This is a genomic window from Variovorax sp. V15 (genome assembly GCF_041154425.1).
Lineage (GTDB): Bacteria > Pseudomonadota > Gammaproteobacteria > Burkholderiales > Burkholderiaceae_C > Variovorax > Variovorax guangxiensis.
This window is the reverse complement of record NZ_AP028659.1, coordinates 5,830,493-5,856,938: the sequence shown is the minus strand read 5'-3', so window position 1 is coordinate 5,856,938 and position 26,446 is coordinate 5,830,493. Positions and strand designations below refer to the sequence as shown.

Below are 26,446 nucleotides of genomic sequence, written 5' to 3'. Positions count from 1 at the left end.
TTCTGAAGTCGCCAGAGTTTCATTTACTGGAATGCGTGGATTTTCCACACTGCATGCACTTCTTCAACGCTTCTTCAACACCTCCCGAAAGGAACTTCTCCATGACATCCGTTCAAGACAACATCAAGGGCAAGGTCGCCATCGTCACCGGCGCGAGCAGCGGGCTCGGCGAATCGACCGCGCGCCACCTGGCCGCGCGCGGCGCCAAGGTGGTGCTGGCGGCGCGCCGCACCGACCGGCTCGACAAGCTCGTCGCCGAAATCCGCGAAGCCGGCGGCGAGGCCATCGCAGTGGCCACCGACGTGGCCAAGCGCGCCGACCTCGAGAAGCTCGCTGAAGCCACCGTCGAGGCCTTCGGCCGCATCGACGTGCTGGTCAACAACGCGGGCGTGATGCCGCTGTCGCCCATCCACAAGCTCAAGGTCGACGAGTGGGACCGCACCATCGACGTCAACATCAAGGGCGTGCTCTACGGCATCGCCGCTGTGCTGCCGCGCATGCAGGCGCAGGGCAGCGGGCACATCGTCAACGTGGCGTCCATCGCGGGGCTGAAGGTGTTCACGCCCATCGGCACCGTCTACAGCGCCACCAAGCACGCGGTGCGCGCCATTTCCGAGGGCCTGCGCGTCGAAGTGGGCAACAGCGGCGTGCGCGTGACCATCGTGTCGCCCGGCGCGGTGGAGTCGGAGCTCAAGCACGGCAGCACCGACGCCGAGAGCGCCGCCGGCGTGAAGGCCTTTTACGAGGCCAACCAGATCCCGGCCGATTCGGTGGCGCGCGCCGTGGTCTACGCGGTGGAGCAGCCGGCCGACGTGGACATCAACGAGGTCGTGCTGCGACCCGTGTCGCAGGAGTTCTGAGCCGGCCTGAAAGCATGAGAGAGATGCGGGACGGACCCGATGGCGGTCCGATCCGCCTCGATTAACCTTCAACAACTGAAGGTCAATTCGCGGCCTCGGGTGGAAAGGCCTGCAAAATAGAACGACCGTTCGTTTTTTGCATGGAAATTCCACGATGACCGCAACAGCCGTTCCCGCCAAGCCCGCGCGCGCCGCCCAGAAAGGGCAGCAGACCAAGGCCGTCATCGTCGACGCGGCGCTGGCGCTGGCCGCGCAGATCGGCCTCGAAGGGCTGTCGATCGGCGCCGTGGCCGAAATCACCAAGATGAGCAAGTCGGGCGTCTTCGCCCACTTCGGCTCGCGCGAGGAGCTCCAGATCTCGGTGGTGCGCGAATACCACGCGCGCTTCGAGCAGGAAGTGTTCTTCCCCGCACTGAAGGCGCCGCGCGGCCTGCCGCGCCTGCGCGCCATGTTCGCCAACTGGATGAAGCGCACCTCGACCGAGATCGACTCGGGCTGCATCTACATCAGCGGCGCCTCCGAATTCGACGACCGCCCGGGCCCGGTGCGCGATGCGCTGGTCGAGTCGGTCAGCATCTGGCAGGCGGCCGTGCTGCGCGCCATCGTGCAGTCGCAGAGCGAAGGCCACCTGCGCGCCGACGCCGACGAGCGCCAGCTGGCGTTCGAGATCCACGGCCTGATCCTCGCGCTGCACTACGAGGCCCGCTTCCTGCAGGTGCCCGGCTCCATCGGCCGCGCCAACGTCGGCTTCGACAACATCCTCGCGCGCGCCGCCACGCCCGACGCGCCCAAGCCCGAAGCGGCCGCCGCACCCGCAGCCGCATCGCGCCGCCTCAAGACCGTGCGCTGACCCGCGCGCGCGGCCCGTTCCGTTTTCCCTTTTCTTTTTTCTATCTAGCTTCGACCAGGAGAGTTCCGGATGCCTACCTACAACCCCCCCGTACGCGACATGCAGTTCGTGCTGCACGAAGTGCTCAACGTCGCCGAGGAGCTCAAGGCGCTTCCGGCCCATGCCGAGACCGACGCCGACACCATCAACGCGGTGATCGAGGAAGCCGGCAAGTTCGCCGCCGAAGTGACCTTCCCGCTCAACATCAGCGGCGACGAGGAAGGCTGCACGCTCGACAAGACCACGCATGAAGTGAAGACCCCCAAGGGCTTCAAGGACGCCTACGCCAAGTACGTCGAAGGCGGCTGGCCCGCCCTGTCGTGCGACCCGGCCTTCGGCGGCCAGGGCCTGCCCTTCGTGGTGAACCAGTGCCTGTTCGAGATGCTCAACAGCGCCAACCAGGCCTGGACCATGTACCCCGGCCTCTCGCACGGCGCCTACGAGGCGCTCGCCGCCCACGGCACCGACGAGCAGAAGAAGACCTACCTGCCCAAGCTCACCAGCGGCGAATGGACCGGCACCATGTGCCTGACCGAGCCGCACTGCGGCACCGACCTGGGCCTGCTGCGCACCAAGGCCGAGCCGCAGCCCGACGGCACCTACCGCATCACCGGCAACAAGATCTTCATCTCGGCCGGCGAGCACGACATGACCAGCAACATCATCCACCTGGTGCTGGCACGCCTTCCCGACGCGCCCAAGGGCAGCAAGGGCATCAGCCTGTTCGTGGTGCCGAAGTTCAAGGTCAAGGCCGACGGCTCGCTGGGCGAGCGCAACCCGATCTTCTGCGCCGGCCTGGAGCACAAGATGGGCATCCACGGCAACGCCACCGCGCAGATCGTGATCGAAGGCGCCACCGGCACCCTGGTGGGCGAGCCCAACAAGGGCCTGGCCGCGATGTTCGTGATGATGAACGCCGCCCGTCTGGGCGTGGGCAACCAGTCGCTGGGCCTGACCGAAGTGGCCTACCAGAACGCGCTGGCCTACGCCAAGGACCGCATCCAGATGCGTTCGCTCTCGGGCGTGAAGGCCAAGGACAAGGAAGCCGACCCCATCATCGTGCACCCCGACGTGCGCAAGATGCTGCTCACGGCCAAGGCCTATGCCGAAGGCGGCCGCGCGCTGCAGATCTTCTGCACGCTGCTGCTCGACAAGGAACACAACCATCCCGACGAGAAGGTGCGCAAGGACTCCGGCGAGCTGGTCGCGCTGCTGACCCCCATCGTCAAGGCCTTCATCACCGACAACGGCCACATCTCCACCAACGCCTGCATGCAGGTGTTCGGCGGCCATGGCTTCATCAAGGAATGGGGCATGGAGCAGTTCGTGCGGGACAACCGCATCAACATGATCTACGAAGGCACCAACACCATCCAGTCGCTGGACCTGCTGGGCCGCAAGGTGCTGGGCAACAACGGCGCGTCGCTCAAGAAGTTCGGCAAGCTCGTCGCGAAGCTGGTGGAGGAAGAAGGCGTGAACGAGAAGATGGCCGAGTTCATCAACCCGATCGCCGGCCTGGGCGACCAGCTCACCAAGTTCACGACCGAGATCGGCTTCAAGGGTTTCCAGAACCCCGACGAAGTGGGCGCCGCCGCCGTCGACTACCTGCGCGTGGCCGGCCACTTCGTGTTCGGCTACCTGTTCGCCCGCATGGCGCAGGTCGCGCTGCGCGAGATCGCCGCCGGCAACACCGACCCCTTCTACGTCGGCAAGCTGCAGACCGCGCGTTTCTACTTCGCCAAGCTGTTCCCCGAGACCGCGACGCTGATGCGCACCGCGCGCGCCGGCAGCAAGGTGCTGATGGACACCGAAGCCGCACTGGCCTGAAGCCGAGAGTCCTTCCTCAACCGACACCCAACCTGGAGCCGCTCATGAAAGCAACGCTTGCAGCCGTCCTGTTCACCGTCACCGCCGCCTCCGCCATGGCGCAAGGCGCGGGCGTCACGCCGGTGGGCCTGTGGCGCAACGTCGACGACAAGACCGGCGAGGTCAAGGCCGAGATCCGCATCGCAGAAGCCAACGGTGCCCTGCTCGGGCGCATCGAGAAGTCGCTGAAGAAGGACGCCAAGCCCGACGCGGTCTGCGAGGAATGCAGCGACGACCGCAAGGGCAAGCCCATCGCGGGCCTGGAGATCATCCGCGGCGGCAAGAAGGCCGAGGGCAAGGACGTCTGGGAAGGCGGAAAGATCCTCGACCCCGAGAACGGCAAGGAATACCGCGCGAGCTTCACGCCTGTAGACGGCGGCAAGAAGCTGGAAGTGCGCGGCTATCTCGGCCCCTTCTGGCGCACCCAAACCTGGAACCGCGTGCAGTAAGCGGCGCACGGTTTCCCACAACACACACCAATCAACATGTCCCGATTTCAAGTGAAGAAGGTCGCCGTGCTCGGCGCCGGCGTGATGGGCGCGCAGATCGCGGCCCACCTCGTCAACGTGCGCGTGCCTGTCGTGCTGTTCGACCTGGCGGCCAAGGAAGGCCCGAAGAACGGCATCGTCACGCGCGCCGTCGACAACCTCAAGAAGCTCAAGCCCGCGCCGCTCGGCGACGTGGCCGACGCCGGCCTGATCGAGCAGGCCAACTACGACGACAACCTCGACAAGCTCGCCGAGTGCGACCTCGTCATCGAGGCCATCGCCGAGCGCATGGACTGGAAGCTCGATCTGTACAAGAAGATCGCGCCGCACGTCGCCAGGCACGCGATCCTGGCCTCCAACACCTCGGGCCTGTCGATCACCAGGCTCAGCGAGGCGCTGCCCGAGGCGCTGAAGCCGCGCTTCTGCGGCATCCACTTCTTCAACCCGCCGCGCTACATGTTCCTGGTGGAGCTGATCAACACGCCCACCACCGAGCCGCAGGTGCTCGACGACCTCGAAGCCTTCGTCACCAGCACGCTGGGCAAGGGCGTGGTGCGCGCGCACGACACGCCCAACTTCATCGCCAACCGCGTCGGCATCGCCGGCATGCTGGCAACGCTGAAGGAAGTCGAGAAGTTCGGCCTCACGCCCGACGTGGTGGACGACCTGACCGGCAAGAAGCTGGGCCGCGCGAGCTCGGGCACCTTCCGCACCGCCGACGTGGTGGGGCTGGACACCATGGCCCACGTCGTGAAGACGCTGCAGGACAACCTCAACGCCGAGACCGACCCGTTCTACGCCAACTTCGCGACGCCGCCCGTGCTCGCCAAGCTGCTCGAGCTGGGCAACCTGGGCCAGAAGACCAAGGCCGGCTTCTTCAAGAAGGCCGGCCGCGACATCCTGCGGTTCGACCTGAAGAGCGGCGAATACGTGCCCGCCGGCGCCAAGGCCGACGAGGTGTACGGCCGCATGCTCAAGAAGCCCGCGGGCGAGCGCCTGAAGCTGCTGCGCGAGAGCGAAGGACCGCAGGGCCAGTTCCTCTGGGCCATCCTGCGCGATGGCTTCCATTACGCGGCCGTGCACCTGGGCGACATCGCCGAGAGCGCGCGCGACATCGACTTCGCCATGCGCTGGGGCTTCGGCATGAAGCAGGGCCCCTTCGAGCTCTGGCAGGAGGCCGGCTGGGCGCAGGTCGCCAAGTGGGTGCAGGAAGACATCGACGCCGGCAAGGCGCTGAGCAGCGCACCGCTGCCCAGGTGGGTGTTCGAAGGCCCGGTGGCCGAGGCCGGCGGCGTGCACACGCCAGAGGGCTCGTGGAGCGCCTCGCAGAACAAGTTCGTGCCGCAGCGCCGCCTGCCGGTGCATGAGCGCCAGCTGTTCCCCGAGAGCGTGCTCGGCGCCAACGCGGCCGATGCCAGCACGGCGGGCACCACCATCAGCGACGAAGGCGACGTGCGCGTGTGGACGCTCGATGGCGAAGTGCTCATCGCCAGCATCCATTCGAAGATGCACGCCATCAGCCCCGACGTGGCCGAGGCGCTCGGCGCCGCGGTCGACCTGGCCGAGGCCGAGTACAAGGGCCTGGTGATCTGGTCGCCCGACGAGGTGTTCTCGGTCGGCGCCGACCTGCAGGCGATGCTGCCGGCCTTCGTGGTCGCGGGCATCGGCGCGGTCGAGGGCGCGGAAGAAGAGCTGCAGAACGTGATGCTCAAGATCCGCTACGCCAACGTGCCGGTGATCTCGGCCGTGCGCGGCATGGCGCTGGGCGGCGGCTGCGAGCTGGCCATCCACTCGGCCAAACGCGTTGCCGCGATGGAAAGCTACATCGGCCTCGTAGAAGTGGGCGTGGGCCTGATTCCCGGCGCGGGCGGCCTGACCTACATCGCCCGCCGCGCGGCCGAGAACGCCTCGGCCTCCACCGGCACCGACCTGCTGCCCTTCCTCACCGAAGGCTTCACCGCCGCCGCGATGGCGAAGGTGGGCACCGGCGCGCTCGACTCGAAGAAGCTGGGCTACCTGCTCGATAGCGACGTGATCGTGCCGAACAAGGACGAGTTGCTGTATGTGGCCCTGCAGCAGGCCAAGGCCATGGCCGACGCCGGCTACCGCCCGCCGCTGCGCCGCACCTTCCGCGTGGCCGGCCGCAGCGGCGCCGCCACCATCAAGGGCCAGCTCGTGAACATGCGCGACGGCGGCTTCATCAGCGCGCACGACTTCCACATCGCCAGCCTGATCGCCAACGTGGTCACCGGTGGAGACGTGGACGCGGGCTCGCTCGTGACCGAGGAATACCTGATGACGCTGGAGCGCAAGGCGTTCTGCTCGCTCATCGTGCATCCCAAGACGCAGGAGCGGATCATGGGGATGCTCAGCACCGGCAAGCCAGTGCGCAACTGACGCGAGCGATGCCCCTCTTTCTCCTTCCCCCTCTGGGGGAAGGCCGGGATGGGGGCAAGCAGCCTATGCAAAACCAAGCCACTCCCAACGCGCAACAGAACGCCCGCACCCTGCGGCGCGAGATGACCGACTCCGAACGCAAGCTCTGGAGCGGGCTGCGTGGCGAGCAACTGGGAGTGAAGTTCCGCAGGCAGCATCCGCTTGGCAACTACATCGCCGACTTCGCATGCCTCGGCCCTAAGCTGATCGTCGAACTCGACGGATCGCAACACCAGGCGCAGGCCGGCCATGACGCCCGACGTGACGCTTTCCTGCGTGCGCAGGGATTCGACGTGCTGCGTTTCGGATCGAACGATCCGTTTGTCAACTTTGAAGGGGTGCTGCAGGCGATTGCCAATCGACTTGGCGAATTGACGGCCGTCTGCCCCCATCCCAACCTTCCCCCAGAGGGGGAAGGAGCCAAATCCAGGAGCCTTCCATGAAGCAAGTACAAGACGCCTACATCGTCTCCGCCACCCGCACCCCCATCGGCAAGTCGCACCGGGGCTACTTCCGCAACTACCGCCCCGACGACCTGCTGGCCACCACGCTGCGCGCCGCCCTCGCGGCGGTGCCGAGCCTCGACCCGAAGGCCATCGAGGACATCATCTGCGGCTGCGCGATTCCCGAATCGCAGCAGGGCCTGAACGTCGCGCGCATCGGCGCGGTGCTGGCCGGCCTGCCGACCAGCGTGGGCGGCATCACCGTCAACCGCTTCTGCGCATCGGGCCTGTCGGCCGTGCAGATGGCCGCCGACCGCATCCGCGTGGGCGAGGCCGACGTGATGATCGCGGCCGGTGTCGAGAGCATGAGCATGGTGCCGATGATGGGCAACTCGCCCTCGCTGTCGCCTGCCATCTTCGAACGCGAAGGCGACGTGGGCATCGCCTACGGCATGGGCCTCACGGCCGAGAAGGTGGCGCAGCAGTGGAAGGTGAGCCGCGAGGCGCAGGACGAGTTCGCGCTCGCCTCGCACCAGAAGGCGCTGGCCGCGCAGCAGGCCGGCAAGTTCGCCGACGAGATCACGCCCATCGAGGTGACCGATCGCACGCCGAACCTGGAGACCGGCGAGTCCATCGCCAGGACCCGCACGGTCAATCTCGACGAAGGCGCGCGCCCCGACACCAGCCTCGAAGGCCTGGCCAAGCTGCGCACCGTGTTCGCCGCGCGCGGCACCGTGACGGCGGGCAACAGCTCGCAGACCTCGGACGGCGCCGGTGCGCTCATCCTGGCCAGCGAGAAGGCGGTGAAGCAGTTCGGCCTGACGCCGCTCGCGCGCTTCGTGAGCTTCGCCAGCAAGGGCGTGCCGCCGCACATCATGGGCATCGGCCCGATCGAGGCCATTCCCGCCGCGCTGCGCTATGCCGGCCTGAAGCACGAGGACATCGACTGGTTCGAGCTCAACGAAGCCTTCGCGGCGCAGTCGCTGGCGGTCATCAACACGCTGGGGCTCGATGCGTCGAAGGTCAATCCGATGGGCGGCGCGATCGCGCTGGGCCATCCGCTGGGCGCCACCGGTGCCATCCGCTCGGCCACCGTGGTGCACGCGCTGCGCCGCGAGAACCTGAAGTACGGCATGGTCACGATGTGCGTGGGTATGGGGCAGGGCGCAGCCGGCATCTTTGAGCGGGTCTGACCCGCAGCGCGCAAGGCACCGACACGAGTGCCGGTTCAACGAAGGAGACAGCTTCATGCAGACGCAGCAGCAGCTTCCGGTCGACGGCGGCGCCCAGCAACTGGCGGTGCGCCGCTACGAACCCGCCGGCACGCCGCGCGCGAGCGTGGTGATCGGCGGCGCGATGGGCGTGCGCCAGTCCTTCTACGAGCCCTTCGCGCAATGGCTCTCGCAGCAGGGCCTGCGCGTCTGGACCTTCGACTACCGGGGCTCGGGCGACTCGCGCGGCAACCTGCCGCTGCGCGAGGTCGATGCCGACCTGTTCGACTGGGCGCGCGACTACGAAGCGGTGATCGATGCCGCCAAGGCCGCGGCGCCCGGTGCGCCGCTCTACCTGCTGGGACACAGCCTCGGCGCGCAGCTGCCGGGCTTCCTGCAGCGGCCGGAGCAGGTCGATGGCCTCGTGAGCATCGCGGCCGGGAGCGGCTACTGGCGCGAGAACGCGCCGAAGCTCAAGCGCACCATCCTCTACTTCTGGTTCGTGCTGGTGCCGCTGGTCACGCGGCTGTTCGGCTATTTCCCGGGCCGCAAGCTCAGGAAGGTGGGCGATCTGCCGCGCGGCGTGATCCTGCAGTGGCGGCGTTGGTGCCTCAATCCGCGCTACAGCGTCGGCGCCGAGGGCGAACTCGCCGCGCGCAGCTACAACCGCGTGCGCTTTCCGGTGCTCGCGCTGTCGATGACCGACGACGAGCTCATGACGCTCGCTGGCACCAACAGCCTGTTGAGCTTCTATGCCGGCGCGCCGAGCGCCATCGAGCGCATCGCGCCGGCCGACGTGCAGGCGCGCCGCATCGGCCACTTCGGCTTCTTCCGCGAGCAGTTCAGCCAGAGCCTCTGGCCGAGCACGGTGGACAAGCTGCACAGGCTCGCTTCGCTTACTGCGGTGCAGCACGCCGACGTCCCGCACACGACTGCGTGACGCCGGCCACCGGAGGCACACTGCCGCCATGACGACGAGCACGCACCCCTTCGACAAGGCCCTGAAGATCCACCACAGCGACATCCGCGTGGGACACTTCACCGGCATGACCAGCCCCGACTACTGGAACATGGTCGGGCCCTTCGGCGGCACCACCGCGGCGCTCGCGCTGCAGTCTGTGATGCAGCATCCCGACGTGCTGGGCACGCCCATCGCGATCACGGTCAACTACGCGGCGGCGCTCGAAGCCGGCGCCTTCGACATCCAGGCCACGGCCGTGCGCACCAACCGCTCCACGCAGCACTGGACGGTGCAGATCACGCAGGCCGGCGCCAGCGGGGCGCCCAACATGACGACCACCGCCACGGTGGTGACCGCCGCGCGCCGCGAGACCTGGGGCGAGAGCGACATGCCCATGCCCGCGTCGCCCAGGCCCGAGACGGTCGAGCGCATGAGCATCGGCCCCTCGGGCGTGGCGTGGATCAAGCAGTACGAGATGCGCCCCTTCAGCGGCGGCATTCCCGCGAAGTGGGACGAGAGCCTGAGCCACAGCGAAACCCGCATCTGGCTGCGCGACGCCGAGCCCAGGCCGCTGGACTTCGCATCGCTGGCCGCGATGAGCGACATGTTCTATCCGCGCGTGTGGCTGCGCCGCGCGAAGCACGTGCCGGCGGGCACGGTGTCGATCACCACCTACTTCCATGCCGGGCCGCAGCAGCTCGCGGAAGTCGGCACCGGCTACCTGCTAGGCCGCGCCGCGGGCCAGCAGTTCTTCAACGGCTTCTTCGACCAGACGGCGCATCTGTGGAGCGAGAAGGGCGTGCTGCTCGCCACCTCGAACCAGATCGTCTACTACAAGGAATAGCGACATGGCCGCCCTGCAGAAAGCCGCACTCATCGTCGGCGCCGGCGACGCCACCGGCGGCGCCATCGCCCGCCGCTTCGCGCGCGAAGGTTTCGCCACCTGCGTCACGCGGCGCAGCCTCGACAAGCTGCAGCCGCTGGTCGCGCAGATCGAGGCCGACGGCGGCCGCGCGCACGCCTTCGCATGCGACGCGCGCAAGGAAGAGGAAGTGGTCGCGCTCGTCGAGCAGATCGAATCGACCATCGGGCCCATCGAGGTGATGGTGTTCAACATCGGCGCCAACGTGCCCGAGAGCATCCTCACCGAGACCGCGCGCAAGTACTTCAAGGTGTGGGAGATGGCCTGCTTCTCGGGCTTCCTCAACGGGCGCGAGGTGGCCAAACGCATGGTGGCGCGCGAGATGCCCAGGAGCGGCCATCGCGGCACGATCATCTTCACCGGCGCCACGGCCTCGCTGCGCGGCGGCGCCAACTTCGGCGCCTTCTCCGGCGCCAAGATGGCGCTGCGCGCGTTGGCCCAATCGATGGCGCGCGAGCTCGGGCCGCAGGGCATCCACGTGGCGCACGTGGTGGTCGACGGGGCCATCGACACCGAATTCATCCGCAGCAACTTCCCCGAGCGCTACGCGCTGAAGGAAAGCGACGGCATCCTGAACCCCGACCACATCGCCGACAGCTACTGGATGCTGCATTCGCAGCCGCGCGACGCCTGGACGCACGAGCTCGACCTGCGCCCGTGGTCCGAGAAGTTCTGAAGAATTCCAGGAAGGAGACAAGAGCAATGACGAAATCCGTCGACTTCTATTTCGACTTCGGCAGCCCTGCCGCCTACCTGGCCGCGACGCAGCTCCCACACGTGTGCGCCGACACCGGCGCGCAGCTGGTGTGGAAGCCCATGCTGCTCGGCGGCGTGTTCCTGGCCACCGGCAACCACTCGCCGGCCGAGATCAAGCCCAAGGGCCCGTACATGACGACGGACCTGAAGCGCTTCGCGAAGCGCTACGGCGTGCCCTTCGCGCACAACCCGCACTTCCCGATCAACACGCTGCTGCTGATGCGCGGCGCCACCGGCATCCAGATGAAGGAGCCCGAGCGCTTCGGCGCGTATGTGGACGCGGTCTACCACGCGATGTGGGTGGAGCCCCGGAACATGAACGACCCGGCGATCGTCGGCGCCGTCTTGCAGAATGCGGGCTTCGACGCGCCCGCGCTGCTCGCGCTGGCCGGTGCGCAGGAAACCAAGGACCGGCTCAAGGCCGTCACCCAGGAAGCCGTGGAGCGAGGCGTGTTCGGCGCGCCCACCATGTTCGTCGGCGACGAAATGTTCTGGGGCCAGGACCGGCTGGATTTCGTACGCGAAGCACTCGACGCCGCCTGAGGGCGGCACCACCCGTTTCATCCAAGGATCTTTCTATGAGCGACATCCTCGTCCACACCGAAGCCGGTGTGATGACCATCACCTTCAACCGCGTCGACAAGAAGAACTCGATCACCAGCGGCATGTACGCCGAACTGGCCGACGCGCTAGCCACGGCGGAAACCGATGCGGCCGTGCGCTGCGTGCTGATCCAGGGCGACCCGACGATCTTCAGCGCGGGCAACGACATCGGCGACTTCCTCAATGCACCGCCGGCCACGCAGGAATCGCCGGTGTTCCGCTTCCTTCGGGGCATCGCGACCTTTCCCAAGCCGCTCGTCGCTTCGGTGTGCGGTCCGGCCGTCGGCATCGGCACCACGATGCTGTTCCACTGCGACCTCGTCTACGCGGGCGACAACGCCGCCTTCTCGATGCCCTTCGTGAACCTCGGCCTGTGCCCCGAGGCGGCTTCGAGCCTGCTGGTGCCGCAGATGCTGGGCTACCACCGCGCCGCCGAGGCGCTGCTGCTGGGCGAACCCTTCATGGCCGAGGCTGCGCTCGAAGTGGGCCTGGTCAACCGCGTGGTGCCGCCGACCGAGGCGAACGCCATCGCCCAGGCGCAGGCCCGCAAGCTGGCGGCCAAGCCACTGAGCGCGCTGGTGGAAACCAAGCGCCTGCTGAAGAAGGGCCAGATGCCCGCCGTGCTGGAGCGCATGGGCGAGGAGGGCGCGAGCTTCGGGCGCATGCTGCGCGAACCGGCTGCGCGGGAGGCGTTCAGCGCCTTCATGGAAAAGCGCAAGCCGGATTTCAGCAAGTGCTGAAATCCGACGCCTCGCCAGAGGCGTAGCCACGCAAGTGGCGTGAGCAAGCTTTCGTCAAAAGCGCAAGCCGGATTTCTCCAAGGTCTGACAAGGGTCGGAAGCGCCTTCCGGGGCTTGCACGCTTACACTGTCCTGCGTGCAAGCCTCGGAGACAAGAACGCTCAAGACGCCCGTCCACCGGGCGAATGATGCTACTGAAAAAGTAGCATCCGGCATCTCGCGCAGGCGTACTTTAGGTTTGCTGGCCGGCACCCTGGCCGCCCCCTCGCTGGCCTTGGCGCGCATCCGGCCGCTGCGCATCGGCGTCATCGGTTCATGGTCCGGCCCCTACGCGGGCGGCGGCCGGCAGTTCGATGCCGGCATGTCCGTGTGGCTCGCGGCGCACAACCAGCACATCGCCGGAAGGCCGGTCGAACTGCTGCGGCGCGACGTGCCGGGCAGCGCCCCCGACCAAGCCCGCCGCCAGGCGCTCGACCTTGTGGAAAGCGAGCGCGTCGAGTTGCTCGCGGGCCTGGACTTCAGTTCCAACGCCTATGCCGTCGGCAACGTTGCCACGCAGGCCAGACTGCCGCTGATCGTGATGAACGCGGCGTCCTCGGGCATCACGGTGCGCTGCCCGTATGCGGTGCGCGTGTCATTCACCATCGGGCAGGTCACGATGCCTTTGGCCCGATGGGCGCTGCAGCAGGGGCTGCGCGACGTCTGCACCGTGGTGGCCGACTACGCCTCGGGCGTCGATGCCGAGAGCGCCTTCGTCTCGGGCTTCACCGCGGGCGGCGGCCGCATCGGCGCGATGCTGCGGGTGCCGCTGGCCACGCTGGACTACTCGGCCTACATGCTGCGGCTGCGCGAACTGAAGCCGCAGGCGGTGTTCTTCTTCCTGCCTTCGGGGCAGATGCCGGCCACCTTTCTCAAGTTCTGGCGCGACCGGGGCATGGCCGACACCGGCATCCGCCTGCTGGCCACGGGCGACGCCACCGACGACCACTACCTGGAAGGCATCGGCGAGCTGGCCGACGGCCTCGTCACCAGCCACCACTATTCCTTCGCCCACGACTCGCCGGCCAACCGGCGCTTCACCGGCGTCTTCGAGACCGAATACGGCAGCCATCTGCGGCCCGGCTATTTCGCGGTCGCGGCGCACGACGCGCTGGAGGCCATCGACGCCGCGATGGCCTCGCCGGCCGCACGCGGCAACGCGGGCGGAGAGCGGCTGGTGGATGCGTTCCGCGGGCTGAAGCTCGAAAGCCCGCGCGGGCCTGTCGAGATCGATGCCCACACCCGCGACATCGTGCAGACGGTGTACATCCGCCGTGTGGAGCGGCGCGACGGGCGGTGGGTCAACCGCGAGTTCGAACGTTTCGAGCGGGTGCGCGACCCTGGGGTTTGAGGTTTCGGGGGAGCGGACAGCCGAACGCAGAGGGCGCGAAGGTTCCGCAGAGATCGCAGAAGAAATCCAAAGAAATCTGGTTTTTCTTTCGCGTCCTTCGCGAAACCTTCGCGCCCTCTGCGTTCGGCTGTCCGGCTCCTTCAGCCGCGAATCAGGCGTCCGGTTTCTCGATCGGCCTCGGACGGCCGTTGTCGTCGATGGCCACGTAGGTGAAGGTGGCCTGCGTCACCTTGATGTACTCGCCCTGCGCGCGGAAGCGCTCGGCGAAGACTTCGACCATGACCGTGACCGACGTGCGCCCGATGCGCACCAGCTTCGAATAGAACGACAGGATGTCGCCCAGGCGCACCGGCTGCTTGAAGATGAACTCGTTGACCGCCACCGTGGCCTGCCGGCCCTTGGCGTAGCGCGCGGGGATGACGGAGCCGGCCAGGTCGCACTGGGCCATGACCCAGCCGCCGAAGATGTCGCCGTTGGCGTTGCAGTCCGCCGGCATCGGAATGACCTTGAGCACCAGCTCCATGTCCGTGGGCAGGCTCTTGAGGGTGGCGGCGGCCGTGGAGGCGGCACTGGAAGTATCTGACATGGGCACAATCTGGAACAAACAAGCAACCACGATTGTCCCCCATGCGCCGCAGCGGCGAAGCCCTTCCTTCCTCCCACGCCGCCGGCGGCCAGGCGCCGGCACCCGCAGGCGATCGCTCCGACTGGGCGACCCTGCGCCGGCTGTTCCCCTATCTCTGGCAGTACAAGTGGCGCGTGCTCGCCGCGCTGGCCTTCATGGTCGGCGCCAAGGTGGCCAACGTCGGCGTGCCGGTGCTGCTGAAGAACCTGGTCGACACGATGACGCCCAAGCCCGGTGCTCCGGACTTGGCCCAGGCGCTGCTCATCGTGCCCATCGGGCTGCTGCTGGCCTACGGGCTGCTGCGCTTCTCGACCTCGCTGTTCAGCGAACTGCGCGAGCTGATCTTCGCCAAGGCCACCGAGGGCACGGCCCGGCAGATCGCGCTGGAGGTGTTCCGCCACCTGCATTCGCTGAGCCTGCGCTTTCACCTGGAGCGCCAGACCGGCGGCATGACGCGCGACATCGAGCGCGGCACGCGCGGCGTGCATTCGCTGATCTCGATGTCGCTCTACAGCATCGTGCCCACCATCATCGAGCTGGTGCTGGTGCTCACCATCCTGGGCGTGAAGTTCGATGCCTTCTTCGTGTGGATCACGGTGGCGGCGCTGGTGCTGTACATCGTCTTCACCGTTACCGTGACCGAGTGGCGCACGAAGTTCCGCAAGACCATGAACGAGCTCGACTCGGTGGCGCAGAGCCGCGCGGTCGATTCGCTGCTGAACTACGAGACCGTCAAGTACTTCAACAACGAGGACTTCGAGGCCGGCCGCTACGACGCCAGCCTCGACCGCTACCGCAAGGCCGCCATCAAGAGCCAGCGCACGCTGAGCATGCTCAACACCGGCCAGCAGGCGCTCATCGCGATCAGCCTGGTGCTGATGCTGTGGCGCGCGACCTCGGGCGTGGTCGACGGGCGCATGACGCTGGGCGACCTGGTGATGGTCAACGCCTTCATGATCCAGCTCTACATTCCGCTCAATTTCCTGGGCGTGATCTATCGCGAGATCAAGCAGAGCCTGACCGACCTCGACAAGATGTTCGTGCTGATGGAAAAGGAGCGCGAGGTGCGCGACGCGCCCGGCGCGCAGCCGCTGGCCGGCGTGGATGCCACGGTGCGCTTCGAGGACGTGAGCTTCGCCTACGAGCCCGCGCGGCCCATCCTCAAGCACGTGAGCTTCGAGATCCCGGCCGGCAAGACGGTGGCTGTGGTCGGCCCCTCGGGCTCGGGGAAGTCGACGCTGGCGCGGCTGCTGTACCGCTTCTATGACGTGCAGCAAGGCCGCATCACCATCGGCGGCGAGGACATCCGCGAGGTCACGCAGTCGAGCGTGCGCAAGGCCATAGGCATCGTTCCGCAGGACACGGTGCTCTTCAACGACACCGTCGAATACAACATCGCGTACGGCCGCCCGGGCGCCACGCGTGAAGAGGTGGAAGCCGCCGCCCGCGCCGCGCGCATCCACGACTTCATCGTCGCCACGCCCAAGGGCTACGAAACGACGGTGGGCGAGCGCGGCCTGAAGCTCTCGGGCGGCGAGAAGCAGCGCGTGGCCATCGCCCGCACGCTGCTGAAGAACCCGCCGATCATGATCTTCGACGAGGCCACCTCGGCGCTCGACTCGGCCAACGAGCGCGCCATCCAGTCTGAACTCAAGAATGCCGCGCAGGGCAAGACCACACTGGTCATTGCGCACCGGCTGTCGACGGTGGTCGATGCGCACGAGATCCTGGTGCTCGAAAGCGGCGTGATCGTCGAGCGCGGCACGCATGCGCAGCTGCTCGCGAAGCAGGGGCGCTACGCGCAGATGTGGGCTTTGCAGAAGAGCGAAGCAGCACCGCTGATGTAGCGCGATCATCCGTTCCTTCTTTTTTATCGATTCCAGGAGTTCAGACGTGCCGAACAAGATCCCCCTGCTGGTGCTCAACAGCCTCTCGAGCGCCCACCAGGCCCAGATCGCCGAGGTCTACGACATGACCTACGCCTTCGACCCCGGGCAGCGCGCGGCTGCCATTGCCCAGCACGGCAGGAAGTTCCGTGCGGTGCTGACCATCGGCGTAATCGGCATCACGCCCGAGGAGATCGACGCGATGCCCGCGCTGGAGCTGGTCTGCTGCATGGGCGCGGGCTACGAAGGCGTGCCGCTCGAGGTGACGCGCGCCCGCGGCATCGCGACCGCCAACGGTGCCGGCACCAACGACGACTGCGTGGCCGACCATGCCTTCGGCCTCCTGATCGGCATCGTGCGTGAGTTCCGCAAGCTCGACCGGCTGTGCCGCGAAGGCGTGTGGCGCGAAGCGATCCCGCAGCCGCCGAACGTGTCGGGCAAGAAGCTGGGCATCCTGGGCATGGGCACCATCGGCCAGAAGATCGCCAAGCGCGCCGCGGCCTTCGACATGGAAGTGGGCTATCACAACCGCAAGCCGAAGGAGGGCGCGGCGCAGCGCTACTTCGACGACCTGAAGTCGCTCGCCGCATGGGCCGACTTCCTCGTGCTGGCCGCGCCGGGCGGCCCGGCGACGAAGCACCTGGTCAATGCCGAAGTGCTCGATGCGCTGGGGCCGCAGGGCTACCTGGTGAGCATCGGCCGCGGCAGCGTGGTCGACACCGAGGCGCTGGCCGCGGCGCTGCGCGAGAACCGCATCGCCGGTGCAGGCCTCGACGTGTACGAGAGCGAGCCGAAGCGGCCCGAGCCGCTGATCGGGCTGGACAACGTGCTGCTCACGCCGCACATGGCGGGCTGGTCGCCCGAGGCGACGCAGAAGTCGGTGGACCACTTCCTCGCGAATGCCGAAGGGCACTTCGCGGGGCGCGGCGTCGTCACGCCGATCTGATGCATCTGCTCCTTCCCCCGCCGGGGGAGGGAGTCAAGCCAATACCGAGGGGCGGCGCGCCGCCCAGCCGCATGCCTGGTCATACGCATGCCCGAGCCGCAGCACCTCGAGATCCGAATGGATCGGCCCCGCCAGCTGCAGTCCCATCGGCAGCCCGCCTTCGCCGAAACCCGCGCGCACGTTGAGCGTCGGAAGCCCTGCCAGCGTGAAGGGCGTGACGATTTCCATCCAGCGGTGATAGGTGTCGCTCTTCACGCCGGCCACTTCGGAAGGCCAGTGCAGCTCGGCGTCGAAGGGAAAGACCTGCGCCGTCGGCGCCAGCACGAAGTCGAAGCGCTCGAAGAGCTTGAGGAAGGCACGGTACACGTTCGAGCGGTACACCGAAGCCTGGTAGAGCGAGGCCGCGTCGAGGTGCCGGCTCTGCTCGATCTCCCATTGGGCCTCGGGCTTGAGCTGCGCGAACAGCTTCGGATCGCTCAGGTAGGCGCCCAGCTTGCCGCCCACCAGCAGCTGCCGCAGTCGCAGCCAGGCGCTCCAGTTGTGCTCGCGAGGCACGTCGAGCGTGCAGGGCTCGACCTCGCAGCCGATGTCGCGGAAGGTGCCGAGTGCCTTCTCGCCGAGCTCGCGGATGCCGGGCTCCAGCGGCAGTTCGGGCCAGATGCTGCCGAGCCAGCCGATGCGCAGGCCCTTGGCGTCGCCCTCCAGCCGCAGTTCGTCAGGCGAGGGCAGGGCGTGCGGCGACGACAGCGGCACGCGCGCGTCGAAGCCCGCCTGCACGGCCAGCAGCCGCGCCGCGTCTTCCACCGTGCGCGCCATCGGGCCTTCGCAGCCCAGCTGCTGGAAGAAGAGTTCCTCGTCGGGGTTGCCCGGCACGCGTCCGCGCGAGGGGCGCATGCCGATCACGTTGTTGAAGGCCGCCGGGTTGCGAAGCGACCCCATCATGTCGCTGCCGTCCGCCACGGGCAGGATGCCCAGGGCCAGCGCCACCGCGGCGCCGCCGCTGCTGCCGCCCGCGCTGCGCTCGGGCGCATAGGCGTTGCGTGTGATGCCGAACACCGGGTTGTAGGTGTGCGAGCCGAGCCCGAACTCGGGCGTGTTGGTCTTGCCGATGACGATGGCGCCGGCGGCCCTGGCGCGCGCCACGTGCAGGCTGTCTGCGCGGGCAGCGGAGCGCGGCGACAGCGGGGAGCCCATCGAAGTCGGCAGGCCGGCCGCATGGCTCAGGTCCTTCACCGCCAGCGGAAAGCCGTGCATCCAGCCGCGCCGTTCGCCACGTGCCAGCTCGGCGTCGCGCTCGTCCGCCTCGGCCAGCGACTGCTGCGGATCGCGCAGCGACACGATGGCGTTGAAGCGCGGGTTCAGCGCCTCGATGCGGGCCAGCGAGGCCTGCATCAGTTCCCGGCAGGACACCTCGCGCGCAGCGATGCGGCGGGAGAGTTCGGTGGCGCTGAGGTCGAGCAGGTCGGCTTGAGGCATGGCGGATGAGGGAAAAGGAGGGGGCGCCCAGTATGGCGCGGCGCTCGCATAATCGCCGCGTATGGAAACAAAGTGGCTCGAAGACTTCATCAGCCTTGCGGAAACCCGCAGCTTCAGCCGCTCGGCCCAGTTGAGGCACGTGACGCAGCCGGCGTTCTCCCGCCGCATCCAGGCGCTCGAAGGCTGGGCCGGCACCGACCTGGTGGACCGAAGCTCGTACCCGACCCGGCTCACGCCCGCGGGCCAGACGCTCTACAGCCAGGCCATCGAGATGCTGCAGTCGCTGCAGAGCACCCGCGCCATGCTGCGCGGCCACTCGGCCGCCGGGCAGGACGTGATCGAGATCGCGGTGCCGCACACGCTGGCCTTCACCTTCTTTCCCTCTTGGGTGACCAGCCTCAGGGAGCATTTCGGTCCCATCAAGAGCCGGCTGATCGCGCTCAACGTGCATGACGCGGTGCTGCGGCTCGTCGAAGGCAGCTGCGACCTGCTGATCGCCTACCACCACCCCTCGCAGCCGCTGCAGCTCGACGCCAACAAGTACGAGATGGTCAGCCTCGGCCAGGAAACCGTGGCTCCCTGGGTCAAGGCCGACGCCGAGGGCGCGCCGCGCTACCGCCTGCCGGGCCGCCCGGGCCAGCCGCTCCCGTACCTGGGCTATGCGCCCGGCGCCTACCTGGGCCGCGTGGTCGACCAGCTGCTGAAGGAATCGGGCACCGCCATCCACCTCGACCGGGTCTACGAGACCGACATGGCCGAGGGCCTGAAGGTGATGGCGCTCGAAGGACACGGCATCGCCTTCCTGCCGCAGAGCGCGGTGCGCAAGGAGATCAAGGCGCGCAAGCTGGTGAGCGCGCTGCCGCCGGAGATCGACAGTCTGGAGGCGACCATGGAGATCCGCGCGTATCGGGAACGCCCCGGCACGCCGGCTCCGCTCAAGGCCGGCGCCGGCCGCGCCGCGCTGAAGGCGGCCGACACCCTGCAGCCCAAGCGCACGGCCGATGCGCTGTGGTCCTATCTCGTCGGCACCCAGCCGCAGCGCTGACGGCAGGGCGGCTTCACCGGAATTTGTGCATCGCACAATCTATAAATGCCGCGCATAGGCCCTCCCGCAAAAGGCATTGGCGCACCGAATCCGGCGCCACTACAGTCGCGGCTGCTTTTCGCTGTCACGATCCCAACCCACGGCACGCGCCCTGCGCGTGCTTTTTTTTAAGCCGAGGAATCTCCCATGAGCTCCAATTTCAGGACGGAACACGATTTCCTCGGCGAGAAGCAGATCCCCGCCATCGCCTACTGGGGCGTGCATACGGCGCGAGCGGTCGAGAACTTCCCCATCTCCGGCACCCGCATCTCGGCCATGCCCGACCTGGTGCGCGCGCTGGCCTACGTGAAGAAGGCCGCCACCCGGGCCAACGCCGACCTCGGCGCCATCGACCGCGACCGCGCCGCGGCCATCATCCTGGCCTGCGACGACATCGTCGACGGCAAGCTGCTCGACGAGTTCGTGGTCGACGTGATCCAGGGCGGCGCCGGCACCTCGACCAACATGAACGCCAACGAGGTCATCTGCAACCTCGCGCTGGAGAAGCTGGGCCACGAGAAGGCGCGCTACGACGTGCTGCACCCCAACGACCACGTCAACGCCTCGCAGAGCACCAACGACGTGTACCCCACCGCGGTGCGCCTGGCGCTGTGGTTCGCCATCGGCCGGCTGCTCGAGTCGATGGCTTCGCTGCGCCGCGCCTTCGAGGCCAAGGCGCTGGAGTTCAAGGACATCCTCAAGATCGGCCGCACCCAGCTGCAAGACGCCGTGCCGATGACGCTGGGCCAGGAGTTCCTGACCTACGCCGTCATGATCGAGGAGGACGAGGCCCGCCTGCGCGAGGCGCGCGCCCTCATCGAGGAAATCAACCTCGGCGCCACCGCCATCGGCACCGGCATCAACGCGCCGCACGGCTACGCGAACCTGGCCTGCCAGTACCTCGCCGAGCAGACCGGCGTGCCGCTGAAGCAGGCCGCCAACCTGGTCGAGGCCACGCAGGACACGGGCGCGTTCGTGCAGCTGTCGGGCGTGCTCAAGCGCGTGGCGACCAAGCTCAGCAAGACCTGCAACGACCTGCGGCTGCTCTCCAGCGGCCCCCAGGCCGGCTTCGGCGAGATCCGGCTGCCGGCGCGGCAGGCGGGCTCCTCGATCATGCCGGGCAAGGTCAACCCGGTGATCCCGGAAGTCATGAACCAGGTGGCGTTCGAGGTCATCGGCAACGACATCACCGTGACGCTGGCATCCGAAGCCGGCCAACTGCAGCTCAACGCCTTCGAGCCGATCATGGGCTGGAGCCTCTTCAAGAGCATCCAGCACCTGGGCCGCGCGTGCACCACGCTGCAGCACAACTGCGTGGAAGGCATCGAGGCCAACCGCGAGTTCCTTGCGAAGCGGGTGCGCGAGTCGGTCACGCTGGTCACGGCGCTGAACCCGCTCATCGGCTACGAGAAGGCCGCGCTGATCGCCAAGACCGCCCTGGCCACGGGCGGTCCGATCGACCTGGTGGCCGAGTCGCTGGGCATCATGACCCGTGCCGAGATGGACGCGCTGCTGGTGCCGGAGAACCTGACGCAACCTGTAAGATTGGCCGCACCCGTTCCCCCCGCGGCCGTGCCGACAGGCACGGAGGCTGCTAATCCTCCCCCATCGGCGTCATGACGGGACACATGCACCAGACAAGCGCCCACCCCTGCACGGAACTGCACAGTTCGGTATGCCGTGCACCGGGGTGGTTACCGATGCGCCCAAGAACAGTGTGTGTCTAGAATTTCGCTGTGTTTCTTTCTGTCTAATTCCCAAGGAGTCTTCTGATGAAAAAGCAATTGCTCGCGCTGGCCGTGACGGCGTTCGTGGCAACCGGCGCGTTCGCGCAGGCCACCGATACCCTCGCCAAGATCAAGGAGCGCGGCGCGGTGAACCTGGGCGTGCGTGACTCTTCCGGCCTGGCCTACACCCTGGGCGGCGGCAAGTACGTCGGCTTCCACACCGAAATGGCCGAGAACATCATCAAGGACCTGAGCAAGGACCTCGGCAAGCCCCTGACCATCAACTACCAGGTGATCACGTCGCAGAACCGCGTGCCCCTGGTCCAGAACGGCACCATCGACTTCGAGTGCGGTTCCACCACCAACAACGCGTCCCGCCAGAAGGACGTCGATTTCGCCTACACCACCTACGTGGAAGAAATCCGTATCCTCACCAAGGCCAATTCCGGCATCAACGGCATCGCCGACCTGAAGGGCAAGGTCGTGGCCACCACCACCGGCACCACCTCGGTCCAGACGCTGCGCAAGAACAAGCGCGCCGAAGGCGTCGACTTCAAGGAAGTCATGGGCAAGGACCACGCCGACAGCTTCCTGCTGCTCGAATCGGGCCGCGCCGATGCCTTCGTGATGGACGGCTCCATCCTGGCCGCCAACGCCGCCAAGTCGAAGAACCCCAAGGACTTCAAGATCGTCGGCGAAGTGCTGTCGGTCGAACCCATCGCCTGCATGCTGCCCAAGGGCGACGCCAAGCTGAAGAAGGCCGTCGACGACAGCATCGTGCGCCAGATCAAGGACGGCTCGCTGGCCAAGCTGTACGACAAGTGGTTCATGCAGCCGATCCCCCCGAACAACGTCAACCTGAACATGCCGGCTTCGGAAGGCACCAAGGCCGCATGGGCCAACCCGAACGACAAGCCCATGGAAGCCTACGCCCCCAAGTAAGGCGTCGCGAGACCTGAAAAGCCAAGCCCGCGCGGCACCCTGCCGACGCGGGCTTTTCGATGCAATGGGCGCGGGCCCTGACCCGCGAAGGAGGATGGATGCTGAACCTGGACATGTCGGTCTTTTGCCAGGACACGCTCACCAATGAAGTGGTCGCAAGCTGCTTCGCACGCGGATCGGACCAGACCTATCTGCAATGGATGTTGACTGCATGGGGCTGGACCGTGAGCGTGGCGCTCACGGCCCTGTTCCTGGCGCTGGTCGTGGGCTCGATCATCGGCACGTTGCGCACGCTGCCCGACAGCCCCTGGCTGGTCCGGTTCGGCAACGCGTGGGTGGAGCTGTTCCGCAACGTCCCCCTGCTGGTCCAGGTGTTCATCTGGTACTTCGTGCTGCCCAAGATGATCCCGCCGATGCGCGACCTGCCGCCTTTCGTGCTGGTGGTCTGCGCGCTGGGCTTCTTCACCTCGGCGCGTATCGCCGAGCAATTGCGCTCGGGCATCCAGGCGCTGCCGCGCGGCCAGCGCTACGCGGGCATGGCCGTGGGCTTCACGACGCCGCAGTACTACCGCTTCGTGCTGCTGCCCATGGCGTACCGGATCATCATGCCGCCGCTGACCAGCGAATCAATGAACATCTTCAAGAATTCGTCGGTGGCCTTCGCGGTGTCGATTCCCGAGCTCACGCAGTTCTACCTGCAGGCCGGTGAAGAGACCTCGGCCCAGATCCCGATCTACATCGGCGTGATCGCTCTCTACGTCATCAGCGCCATGCTGATCAACCGCATCATGACCTTCATCGAGCGCAAGGTGCGCGTGCCGGGCTTCGTCGCCGCCGGCGGCACGGGGGGCCACTGACATGATGAATCTCGACTTTTCCTTCTACAACTGGAACCTCATCAGCACCTATGTGCTGAAAGGCTTCTACTTCAGCGTCGTCCTGACGGCCGTGGCCACGCTGGGCGGCATCTTCTTCGGCACCCTGCTGGCGCTCATGCGCCTGTCGGGCAAGAAGTGGCTGGACTTTCCCGCCGCGGCCTACGTCAACGGCATGCGCTCCGTGCCGCTGGTGATGGTGATCCTGGGCTTCTTCCTGCTGGTGCCCTTCGTGATCGGCCGCCCCATCGGGGCCGAAACCTCGGCCGTCATCACCTTCATCTGCTTCGAGGCGGCCTACTTCTCCGAGATCATGCGCGCCGGCATCCAGTCGATCCCGCGCGGGCAGGTCTTCGCCGGCATGGCCGTGGGCATGACCTACAGCCAGAACATGAAGCTGGTCATCTTGCCCCAGGCCTTCCGGAACATGCTGCCGGTGCTGCTCACGCAGACCATCATCCTGTTCCAGGACACCTCGCTGGTCTACGCCATCGGCGCCTACGACCTGCTCAAGGGCTTCGAGACCGCCGGCAAGAACTTCGGCCGTCCTGAAGAGGCCTACCTGCTGGCCGCCGTCGTTTACTTCGTCATGTGCTACGCCCTTTCCTGGCTGGTGAAACGCCTGCACAAGAAAATCGCCATCATCCGCTGACAGTTTGAGTGGCTAACCGGAGAAAGAAATGTCCGAAAAAATGATCGAAATCAAGAACGTATCGAAGTGGTACGGCCCGGTGCAGGTGCTCAACGACTGCTCCGTCAGCATCGCCAAGGGCGACGTGGTGGTGGTGTGCGGCCCGTCGGGTTCCGGCAAGTCCACGCTCATCAAGACCGTGAACGCGCTCGAGCCCTTCCAGAAGGGCGAGATCACCGTCAACGGCATCCCGCTGCACGACCCCAAGACCAACCTGCCCAAGCTGCGCTCCAAGGTCGGCATGGTGTTCCAGCACTTCGAGCTGTTCCCGCACCTGTCGGTGACCGAGAACCTCACCATCGCCCAGATCAAGGTGCTCGGCCGCTCGGCCGACGAGGCCAAGACCCGCGGCCTGAAGATGCTCGACCGCGTGGGCCTGATGGCGCACAAGGACAAGTTCCCGGGCCAGCTCTCCGGCGGCCAGCAGCAGCGCGTGGCCATCGCCCGTGCGCTGTCGATGGACCCCATCGTCATGCTGTTCGACGAGCCCACCTCGGCGCTCGACCCCGAGATGGTCGGCGAAGTGCTCGACGTGATGGTGAACCTCGCCAAGGAAGGCATGACCATGATGGTGGTCACGCACGAAATGGGCTTCGCCCGCAAGGTCGCCAGCCGCGTGATCTTCATCGACGTGGGCGGCCGCATCCTGGAAGACTGCTCGAAGGACGAGTTCTTCGGCCACCCGGAAAACCGCCAGCCGCGCACCAAGGACTTCCTCAACAAGATCCTGCAGCACTGATCGGCTGCCGCAAGGCCAGGAAGCAAAAGCCGCGCTGTCCTCGGGCAGCGCGGCTTTCTTGCTTTCGGCCAGGCTATGTCTTGTGGCTACGGGTTTTCCCTGATCTCGGCGCCTGTCGATTTTCATCAGGCTCATCCGACGTGCTATCGAGGGTCGTCCTCGATTTTCTTCAGGAGCAATCAATCATGGCTACCAACACCGTCCGTCTGCATCGCGTCCTTCGTACCTCGCCGGACAAGGTCTACCGCGCATTCGTCCAGCCCGGCGCCTTCGAGCGCTGGCTGCCGCCTTTCGGCTTCGTCGGCAAGGTCCACGCGATGGAGCCGGTGGTAGGCGGCGCCTGGCGCATGTCATTCATCAACTTCGGTACCGGCAACAGCCATTCGTTCGGCGGCAAGTACCTCGAACTCGTTCCGGGCAAGCGCATCGCCTACGACGCGGCCTTCGACGATCCGAACCTTCCGGGCACGATGAAGACCACCGTGGTCCTGACCGAGGTGTCCTGCGGCACCGACGTCTCGATCGTGCAGGAAGGCATTCCCGAAATGATCCCGACGGAGATGTGCTACCTGGGGTGGCAGGAGTCGCTGGTTTCGCTGGCTCAACTGGTGGAGCCGAACATTCCGGGCTGAAGGCTTCGCGCGAAGGCGAAGCGGTGATCTGAAGCAGGGGCCGTCAAGGCAACCGCGAAATCCTCTGCGTCAGCAGATCGAAGAACCCCTGGGCATCGCCTTCCGCGATCCAGTTCACATTGGCCGGCTTCTTCAGCCCGCCGTACCAGTCGACCACCGTCTGCCCGAAGCCCAGCCCCTCGCGGCTGTCGACTTCCACGTTCACCTTGCGGCCCCTGAAGAGCGAGGGCTGCAGCAGGTAGGCGACCACTGTCGCATCGTGCACCGGGCCGCCGGGCAGGCCGTAGTACTGCATGTCGTGCTGCACGTAGGCGTCGAGGATGTCGGCGACGGTCTTGCCGGCCTGGTTGCCCAGGCCGCGCAGCCTGGCGATGCGCTCGGGGCTCGTGAGCACCTTGTGCGTGAGGTCCAGCGGCAGCATGGTGATCGGCACGCCGCTCTTGAGCACGATCTCGGCCGCGTGCGGATCGGCGAACACGTTGAACTCCGCCGTGGGCGTGATGTTGCCGCCGTTGAAGTGCGCGCCGCCCATGAGCACCAGTTCGCGCAGGCCGCGCGTGATGTCGGGTGCCTGCGTGAGCGCCAGCGCGAGGTTGGTCTCGGGGCCGAGCATCGCGAGGGTCACGCTCTTCTCGGGCGCGGCGCGCAGCGTGCGGATCAGGTAGTCGACCGCGTTGCCCTCGGCCAGCGGCTGGCTGGGCTCGTGCACCTTCACGCCGGTGATGCCCTCGCTGCCGTGGATGTCGGCCGCGTAGATCGGCGTACGCAGCAGCGGGCGCGGCGCGCCGGCGTAGATGGCGATGTCGGGGCGCTTCGCCCACTCGCGCGCCAGGCGGGCGTTGCGCGAGGTCTTGGCAAGCGGCACGTTGCCGGCCACGGTGGTGAGCGCCTGGATCTTCAGCTGCTCGGGCGACGCCATGGCGAAGAGCAGCGCAATCACATCGTCGGCGCCGGGGTCGGTGTCGATGATGAGCGTGTGAGTAGTTGCCGGCGTGGCGTCTGTGGCGTGGGCCTTCGGGGCGATGAGGCTGGTGGTCAAGAGGGCGGCGAGTCCGAGAAGAAGAATCGGGAAGATCGTCGCCGCGAGGCGCGATGGCAATGACGACGGCGTTGCCGCTGCAGCAGCCCTGGAATGCATGAAGGAACCTCCTTGCAGGCGCTGAAGAAGAGTGCGCCTTTCAAGTCAGTCTGCCAGAGCAACACGCGCCGCGGACACCTGATCGCGCAAGCATTTTCGGCTGCTGCGCGAGCACCCGCA

At 66.9% G+C, this 26,446-nt stretch carries 25 protein-coding genes; 22 read left to right on the top strand and 3 right to left on the bottom strand.

Going from position 1 to position 26,446, the window contains the following annotated elements:
* Nucleotides 1-101 precede the first annotated feature (101 nt).
* From ACAM57_RS27835 to ACAM57_RS27775, 13 genes are all read left to right on the top strand, one after another.
* Nucleotides 102-860, top strand: a complete 759-nt coding sequence (locus tag ACAM57_RS27835; protein ID WP_369659690.1) for an SDR family oxidoreductase — start codon at nucleotides 102-104, stop codon at nucleotides 858-860.
* Between the two features lie 154 nt (nucleotides 861-1,014).
* A complete protein-coding gene (locus ACAM57_RS27830) occupies nucleotides 1,015-1,710 on the top strand; it encodes a TetR/AcrR family transcriptional regulator (RefSeq protein WP_184634516.1) in 696 nt (231 codons plus the stop codon).
* 69 nt (nucleotides 1,711-1,779) lie between these two features.
* Nucleotides 1,780-3,576: an acyl-CoA dehydrogenase C-terminal domain-containing protein gene (locus ACAM57_RS27825; protein ID WP_184634518.1), complete on the top strand. Its 1,797-nt coding sequence runs from the start codon at nucleotides 1,780-1,782 to the stop codon at nucleotides 3,574-3,576.
* Between the two features lie 44 nt (nucleotides 3,577-3,620).
* Nucleotides 3,621-4,064, top strand: coding sequence for a DUF2147 domain-containing protein (locus ACAM57_RS27820; protein ID WP_369659689.1), 444 nt, complete (start codon nucleotides 3,621-3,623; stop codon nucleotides 4,062-4,064).
* 36 nt (nucleotides 4,065-4,100) lie between these two features.
* Nucleotides 4,101-6,500: a 3-hydroxyacyl-CoA dehydrogenase/enoyl-CoA hydratase family protein gene (locus ACAM57_RS27815; RefSeq protein ID WP_369659688.1), complete on the top strand. Its 2,400-nt coding sequence runs from the start codon at nucleotides 4,101-4,103 to the stop codon at nucleotides 6,498-6,500.
* A 65-nt stretch (nucleotides 6,501-6,565) separates the two neighbouring features.
* Nucleotides 6,566-6,982, top strand: a complete 417-nt coding sequence (locus tag ACAM57_RS27810; protein WP_369659687.1) for an endonuclease domain-containing protein — start codon at nucleotides 6,566-6,568, stop codon at nucleotides 6,980-6,982.
* Nucleotides 6,979-8,175, top strand: coding sequence for an acetyl-CoA C-acyltransferase (locus tag ACAM57_RS27805; RefSeq protein ID WP_126021535.1), 1,197 nt, complete (start codon nucleotides 6,979-6,981; stop codon nucleotides 8,173-8,175). Before ACAM57_RS27810 ends, ACAM57_RS27805 begins: the two co-directional genes overlap by 4 nt.
* A 55-nt stretch (nucleotides 8,176-8,230) precedes the next feature.
* The gene (locus tag ACAM57_RS27800) at nucleotides 8,231-9,133 is read left to right on the top strand and encodes an alpha/beta fold hydrolase (RefSeq protein WP_369659686.1); all 903 of its coding nucleotides are present in this window, start codon (nucleotides 8,231-8,233) and stop codon (nucleotides 9,131-9,133) included.
* Between the two features lie 28 nt (nucleotides 9,134-9,161).
* The gene (locus ACAM57_RS27795) at nucleotides 9,162-9,998 is read left to right on the top strand and encodes an acyl-CoA thioesterase (protein WP_369659685.1); all 837 of its coding nucleotides are present in this window, start codon (nucleotides 9,162-9,164) and stop codon (nucleotides 9,996-9,998) included.
* Between the two features lie 4 nt (nucleotides 9,999-10,002).
* The gene (locus tag ACAM57_RS27790; protein ID WP_369659684.1) at nucleotides 10,003-10,752 is read left to right on the top strand and encodes an SDR family oxidoreductase; all 750 of its coding nucleotides are present in this window, start codon (nucleotides 10,003-10,005) and stop codon (nucleotides 10,750-10,752) included.
* 26 nt (nucleotides 10,753-10,778) lie between these two features.
* Nucleotides 10,779-11,375, top strand: coding sequence for a 2-hydroxychromene-2-carboxylate isomerase (locus tag ACAM57_RS27785; RefSeq protein WP_369659683.1), 597 nt, complete (start codon nucleotides 10,779-10,781; stop codon nucleotides 11,373-11,375).
* A 35-nt stretch (nucleotides 11,376-11,410) separates the two neighbouring features.
* Nucleotides 11,411-12,175 (top strand): enoyl-CoA hydratase, encoded by a 765-nt coding sequence (locus ACAM57_RS27780; protein WP_369659682.1) that lies wholly within the window; start codon nucleotides 11,411-11,413, stop codon nucleotides 12,173-12,175.
* A gap of 238 nt (nucleotides 12,176-12,413) precedes the next feature.
* On the top strand, nucleotides 12,414-13,565 hold the full coding sequence (locus ACAM57_RS27775) for an ABC transporter substrate-binding protein (protein ID WP_369659681.1): 1,152 nt from the start codon (nucleotides 12,414-12,416) through the stop codon (nucleotides 13,563-13,565).
* A 151-nt stretch (nucleotides 13,566-13,716) separates the two neighbouring features.
* Here the strand turns inward: ACAM57_RS27775 and ACAM57_RS27770 are convergent, their stop codons facing one another.
* On the bottom strand, nucleotides 13,717-14,151 hold the full coding sequence (locus tag ACAM57_RS27770) for an acyl-CoA thioesterase (RefSeq protein WP_126021529.1): 435 nt from the start codon (nucleotides 14,149-14,151) through the stop codon (nucleotides 13,717-13,719).
* A 41-nt stretch (nucleotides 14,152-14,192) separates the two neighbouring features.
* Between ACAM57_RS27770 and ACAM57_RS27765 the strand changes: the two genes are divergently transcribed.
* Nucleotides 14,193-16,037: an ABC transporter ATP-binding protein/permease gene (locus tag ACAM57_RS27765; RefSeq protein ID WP_369659680.1), complete on the top strand. Its 1,845-nt coding sequence runs from the start codon at nucleotides 14,193-14,195 to the stop codon at nucleotides 16,035-16,037.
* A gap of 46 nt (nucleotides 16,038-16,083) precedes the next feature.
* Nucleotides 16,084-17,022: a 2-hydroxyacid dehydrogenase gene (locus ACAM57_RS27760; protein WP_369659679.1), complete on the top strand. Its 939-nt coding sequence runs from the start codon at nucleotides 16,084-16,086 to the stop codon at nucleotides 17,020-17,022.
* Nucleotides 17,023-17,055: 33 nt separating this feature from the next.
* Here the strand turns inward: ACAM57_RS27760 and ACAM57_RS27755 are convergent, their stop codons facing one another.
* On the bottom strand, nucleotides 17,056-18,498 hold the full coding sequence (locus ACAM57_RS27755) for an amidase (protein ID WP_369659678.1): 1,443 nt from the start codon (nucleotides 18,496-18,498) through the stop codon (nucleotides 17,056-17,058).
* 61 nt (nucleotides 18,499-18,559) lie between these two features.
* Between ACAM57_RS27755 and ACAM57_RS27750 the strand changes: the two genes are divergently transcribed.
* From ACAM57_RS27750 to ACAM57_RS27720, 7 genes are all read left to right on the top strand, one after another.
* Nucleotides 18,560-19,543 (top strand): LysR substrate-binding domain-containing protein, encoded by a 984-nt coding sequence (locus ACAM57_RS27750; RefSeq protein WP_126021525.1) that lies wholly within the window; start codon nucleotides 18,560-18,562, stop codon nucleotides 19,541-19,543.
* A gap of 186 nt (nucleotides 19,544-19,729) precedes the next feature.
* Complete coding sequence (locus ACAM57_RS27745) at nucleotides 19,730-21,202, top strand: aspartate ammonia-lyase (protein ID WP_369659677.1); 1,473 nt, start codon at nucleotides 19,730-19,732, stop codon at nucleotides 21,200-21,202.
* Nucleotides 21,203-21,354: 152 nt separating this feature from the next.
* Nucleotides 21,355-22,251, top strand: a complete 897-nt coding sequence (locus ACAM57_RS27740; protein ID WP_369659676.1) for a transporter substrate-binding domain-containing protein — start codon at nucleotides 21,355-21,357, stop codon at nucleotides 22,249-22,251.
* Nucleotides 22,252-22,352: 101 nt separating this feature from the next.
* Nucleotides 22,353-23,108 (top strand): amino acid ABC transporter permease, encoded by a 756-nt coding sequence (locus ACAM57_RS27735; protein ID WP_126021711.1) that lies wholly within the window; start codon nucleotides 22,353-22,355, stop codon nucleotides 23,106-23,108.
* Nucleotide 23,109: 1 nt separating this feature from the next.
* On the top strand, nucleotides 23,110-23,778 hold the full coding sequence (locus ACAM57_RS27730; RefSeq protein WP_184634543.1) for an amino acid ABC transporter permease: 669 nt from the start codon (nucleotides 23,110-23,112) through the stop codon (nucleotides 23,776-23,778).
* Between the two features lie 40 nt (nucleotides 23,779-23,818).
* Nucleotides 23,819-24,556, top strand: coding sequence for an amino acid ABC transporter ATP-binding protein (locus ACAM57_RS27725; RefSeq protein WP_126021710.1), 738 nt, complete (start codon nucleotides 23,819-23,821; stop codon nucleotides 24,554-24,556).
* A 185-nt stretch (nucleotides 24,557-24,741) separates the two neighbouring features.
* Nucleotides 24,742-25,188, top strand: coding sequence for an SRPBCC family protein (locus ACAM57_RS27720; protein WP_369659675.1), 447 nt, complete (start codon nucleotides 24,742-24,744; stop codon nucleotides 25,186-25,188).
* 43 nt (nucleotides 25,189-25,231) lie between these two features.
* Here the strand turns inward: ACAM57_RS27720 and ACAM57_RS27715 are convergent, their stop codons facing one another.
* Complete coding sequence (locus ACAM57_RS27715) at nucleotides 25,232-26,326, bottom strand: nucleoside hydrolase (RefSeq protein ID WP_369659674.1); 1,095 nt, start codon at nucleotides 26,324-26,326, stop codon at nucleotides 25,232-25,234.
* Nucleotides 26,327-26,446: the final 120 nt, after the last annotated feature.

What these genes read in the sequence shown, in the direction of transcription:
- ACAM57_RS27820 (WP_369659689.1), top strand. Translation starts at nt 3,621, where the DNA reads ATGAAAGCAACGCTTGCAGCCGTCCTGTTCACCGTCACCGCCGCCTCC.
- ACAM57_RS27810 (WP_369659687.1), top strand. Translation starts at nt 6,566, where the DNA reads ATGCAAAACCAAGCCACTCCCAACGCGCAACAGAACGCCCGCACCCTG.
- ACAM57_RS27745 (WP_369659677.1), top strand. Translation starts at nt 19,730, where the DNA reads ATGAGCTCCAATTTCAGGACGGAACACGATTTCCTCGGCGAGAAGCAG.
- ACAM57_RS27785 (WP_369659683.1), top strand. Translation starts at nt 10,779, where the DNA reads ATGACGAAATCCGTCGACTTCTATTTCGACTTCGGCAGCCCTGCCGCC.
- ACAM57_RS27815 (WP_369659688.1), top strand. Translation starts at nt 4,101, where the DNA reads ATGTCCCGATTTCAAGTGAAGAAGGTCGCCGTGCTCGGCGCCGGCGTG.
- ACAM57_RS27730 (WP_184634543.1), top strand. Translation starts at nt 23,110, where the DNA reads ATGATGAATCTCGACTTTTCCTTCTACAACTGGAACCTCATCAGCACC.
- ACAM57_RS27720 (WP_369659675.1), top strand. Translation starts at nt 24,742, where the DNA reads ATGGCTACCAACACCGTCCGTCTGCATCGCGTCCTTCGTACCTCGCCG.
- ACAM57_RS27765 (WP_369659680.1), top strand. Translation starts at nt 14,193, where the DNA reads ATGCGCCGCAGCGGCGAAGCCCTTCCTTCCTCCCACGCCGCCGGCGGC.
- ACAM57_RS27740 (WP_369659676.1), top strand. Translation starts at nt 21,355, where the DNA reads ATGAAAAAGCAATTGCTCGCGCTGGCCGTGACGGCGTTCGTGGCAACC.
- ACAM57_RS27750 (WP_126021525.1), top strand. Translation starts at nt 18,560, where the DNA reads ATGGAAACAAAGTGGCTCGAAGACTTCATCAGCCTTGCGGAAACCCGC.
- ACAM57_RS27795 (WP_369659685.1), top strand. Translation starts at nt 9,162, where the DNA reads ATGACGACGAGCACGCACCCCTTCGACAAGGCCCTGAAGATCCACCAC.
- ACAM57_RS27825 (WP_184634518.1), top strand. Translation starts at nt 1,780, where the DNA reads ATGCCTACCTACAACCCCCCCGTACGCGACATGCAGTTCGTGCTGCAC.
- ACAM57_RS27780 (WP_369659682.1), top strand. Translation starts at nt 11,411, where the DNA reads ATGAGCGACATCCTCGTCCACACCGAAGCCGGTGTGATGACCATCACC.
- ACAM57_RS27805 (WP_126021535.1), top strand. Translation starts at nt 6,979, where the DNA reads ATGAAGCAAGTACAAGACGCCTACATCGTCTCCGCCACCCGCACCCCC.
- ACAM57_RS27755 (WP_369659678.1), bottom strand. Translation starts at nt 18,498, where the DNA reads ATGCCTCAAGCCGACCTGCTCGACCTCAGCGCCACCGAACTCTCCCGC.
- ACAM57_RS27770 (WP_126021529.1), bottom strand. Translation starts at nt 14,151, where the DNA reads ATGTCAGATACTTCCAGTGCCGCCTCCACGGCCGCCGCCACCCTCAAG.
- ACAM57_RS27715 (WP_369659674.1), bottom strand. Translation starts at nt 26,326, where the DNA reads ATGCATTCCAGGGCTGCTGCAGCGGCAACGCCGTCGTCATTGCCATCG.
- ACAM57_RS27830 (WP_184634516.1), top strand. Translation starts at nt 1,015, where the DNA reads ATGACCGCAACAGCCGTTCCCGCCAAGCCCGCGCGCGCCGCCCAGAAA.
- ACAM57_RS27800 (WP_369659686.1), top strand. Translation starts at nt 8,231, where the DNA reads ATGCAGACGCAGCAGCAGCTTCCGGTCGACGGCGGCGCCCAGCAACTG.
- ACAM57_RS27835 (WP_369659690.1), top strand. Translation starts at nt 102, where the DNA reads ATGACATCCGTTCAAGACAACATCAAGGGCAAGGTCGCCATCGTCACC.
- ACAM57_RS27790 (WP_369659684.1), top strand. Translation starts at nt 10,003, where the DNA reads ATGGCCGCCCTGCAGAAAGCCGCACTCATCGTCGGCGCCGGCGACGCC.
- ACAM57_RS27725 (WP_126021710.1), top strand. Translation starts at nt 23,819, where the DNA reads ATGATCGAAATCAAGAACGTATCGAAGTGGTACGGCCCGGTGCAGGTG.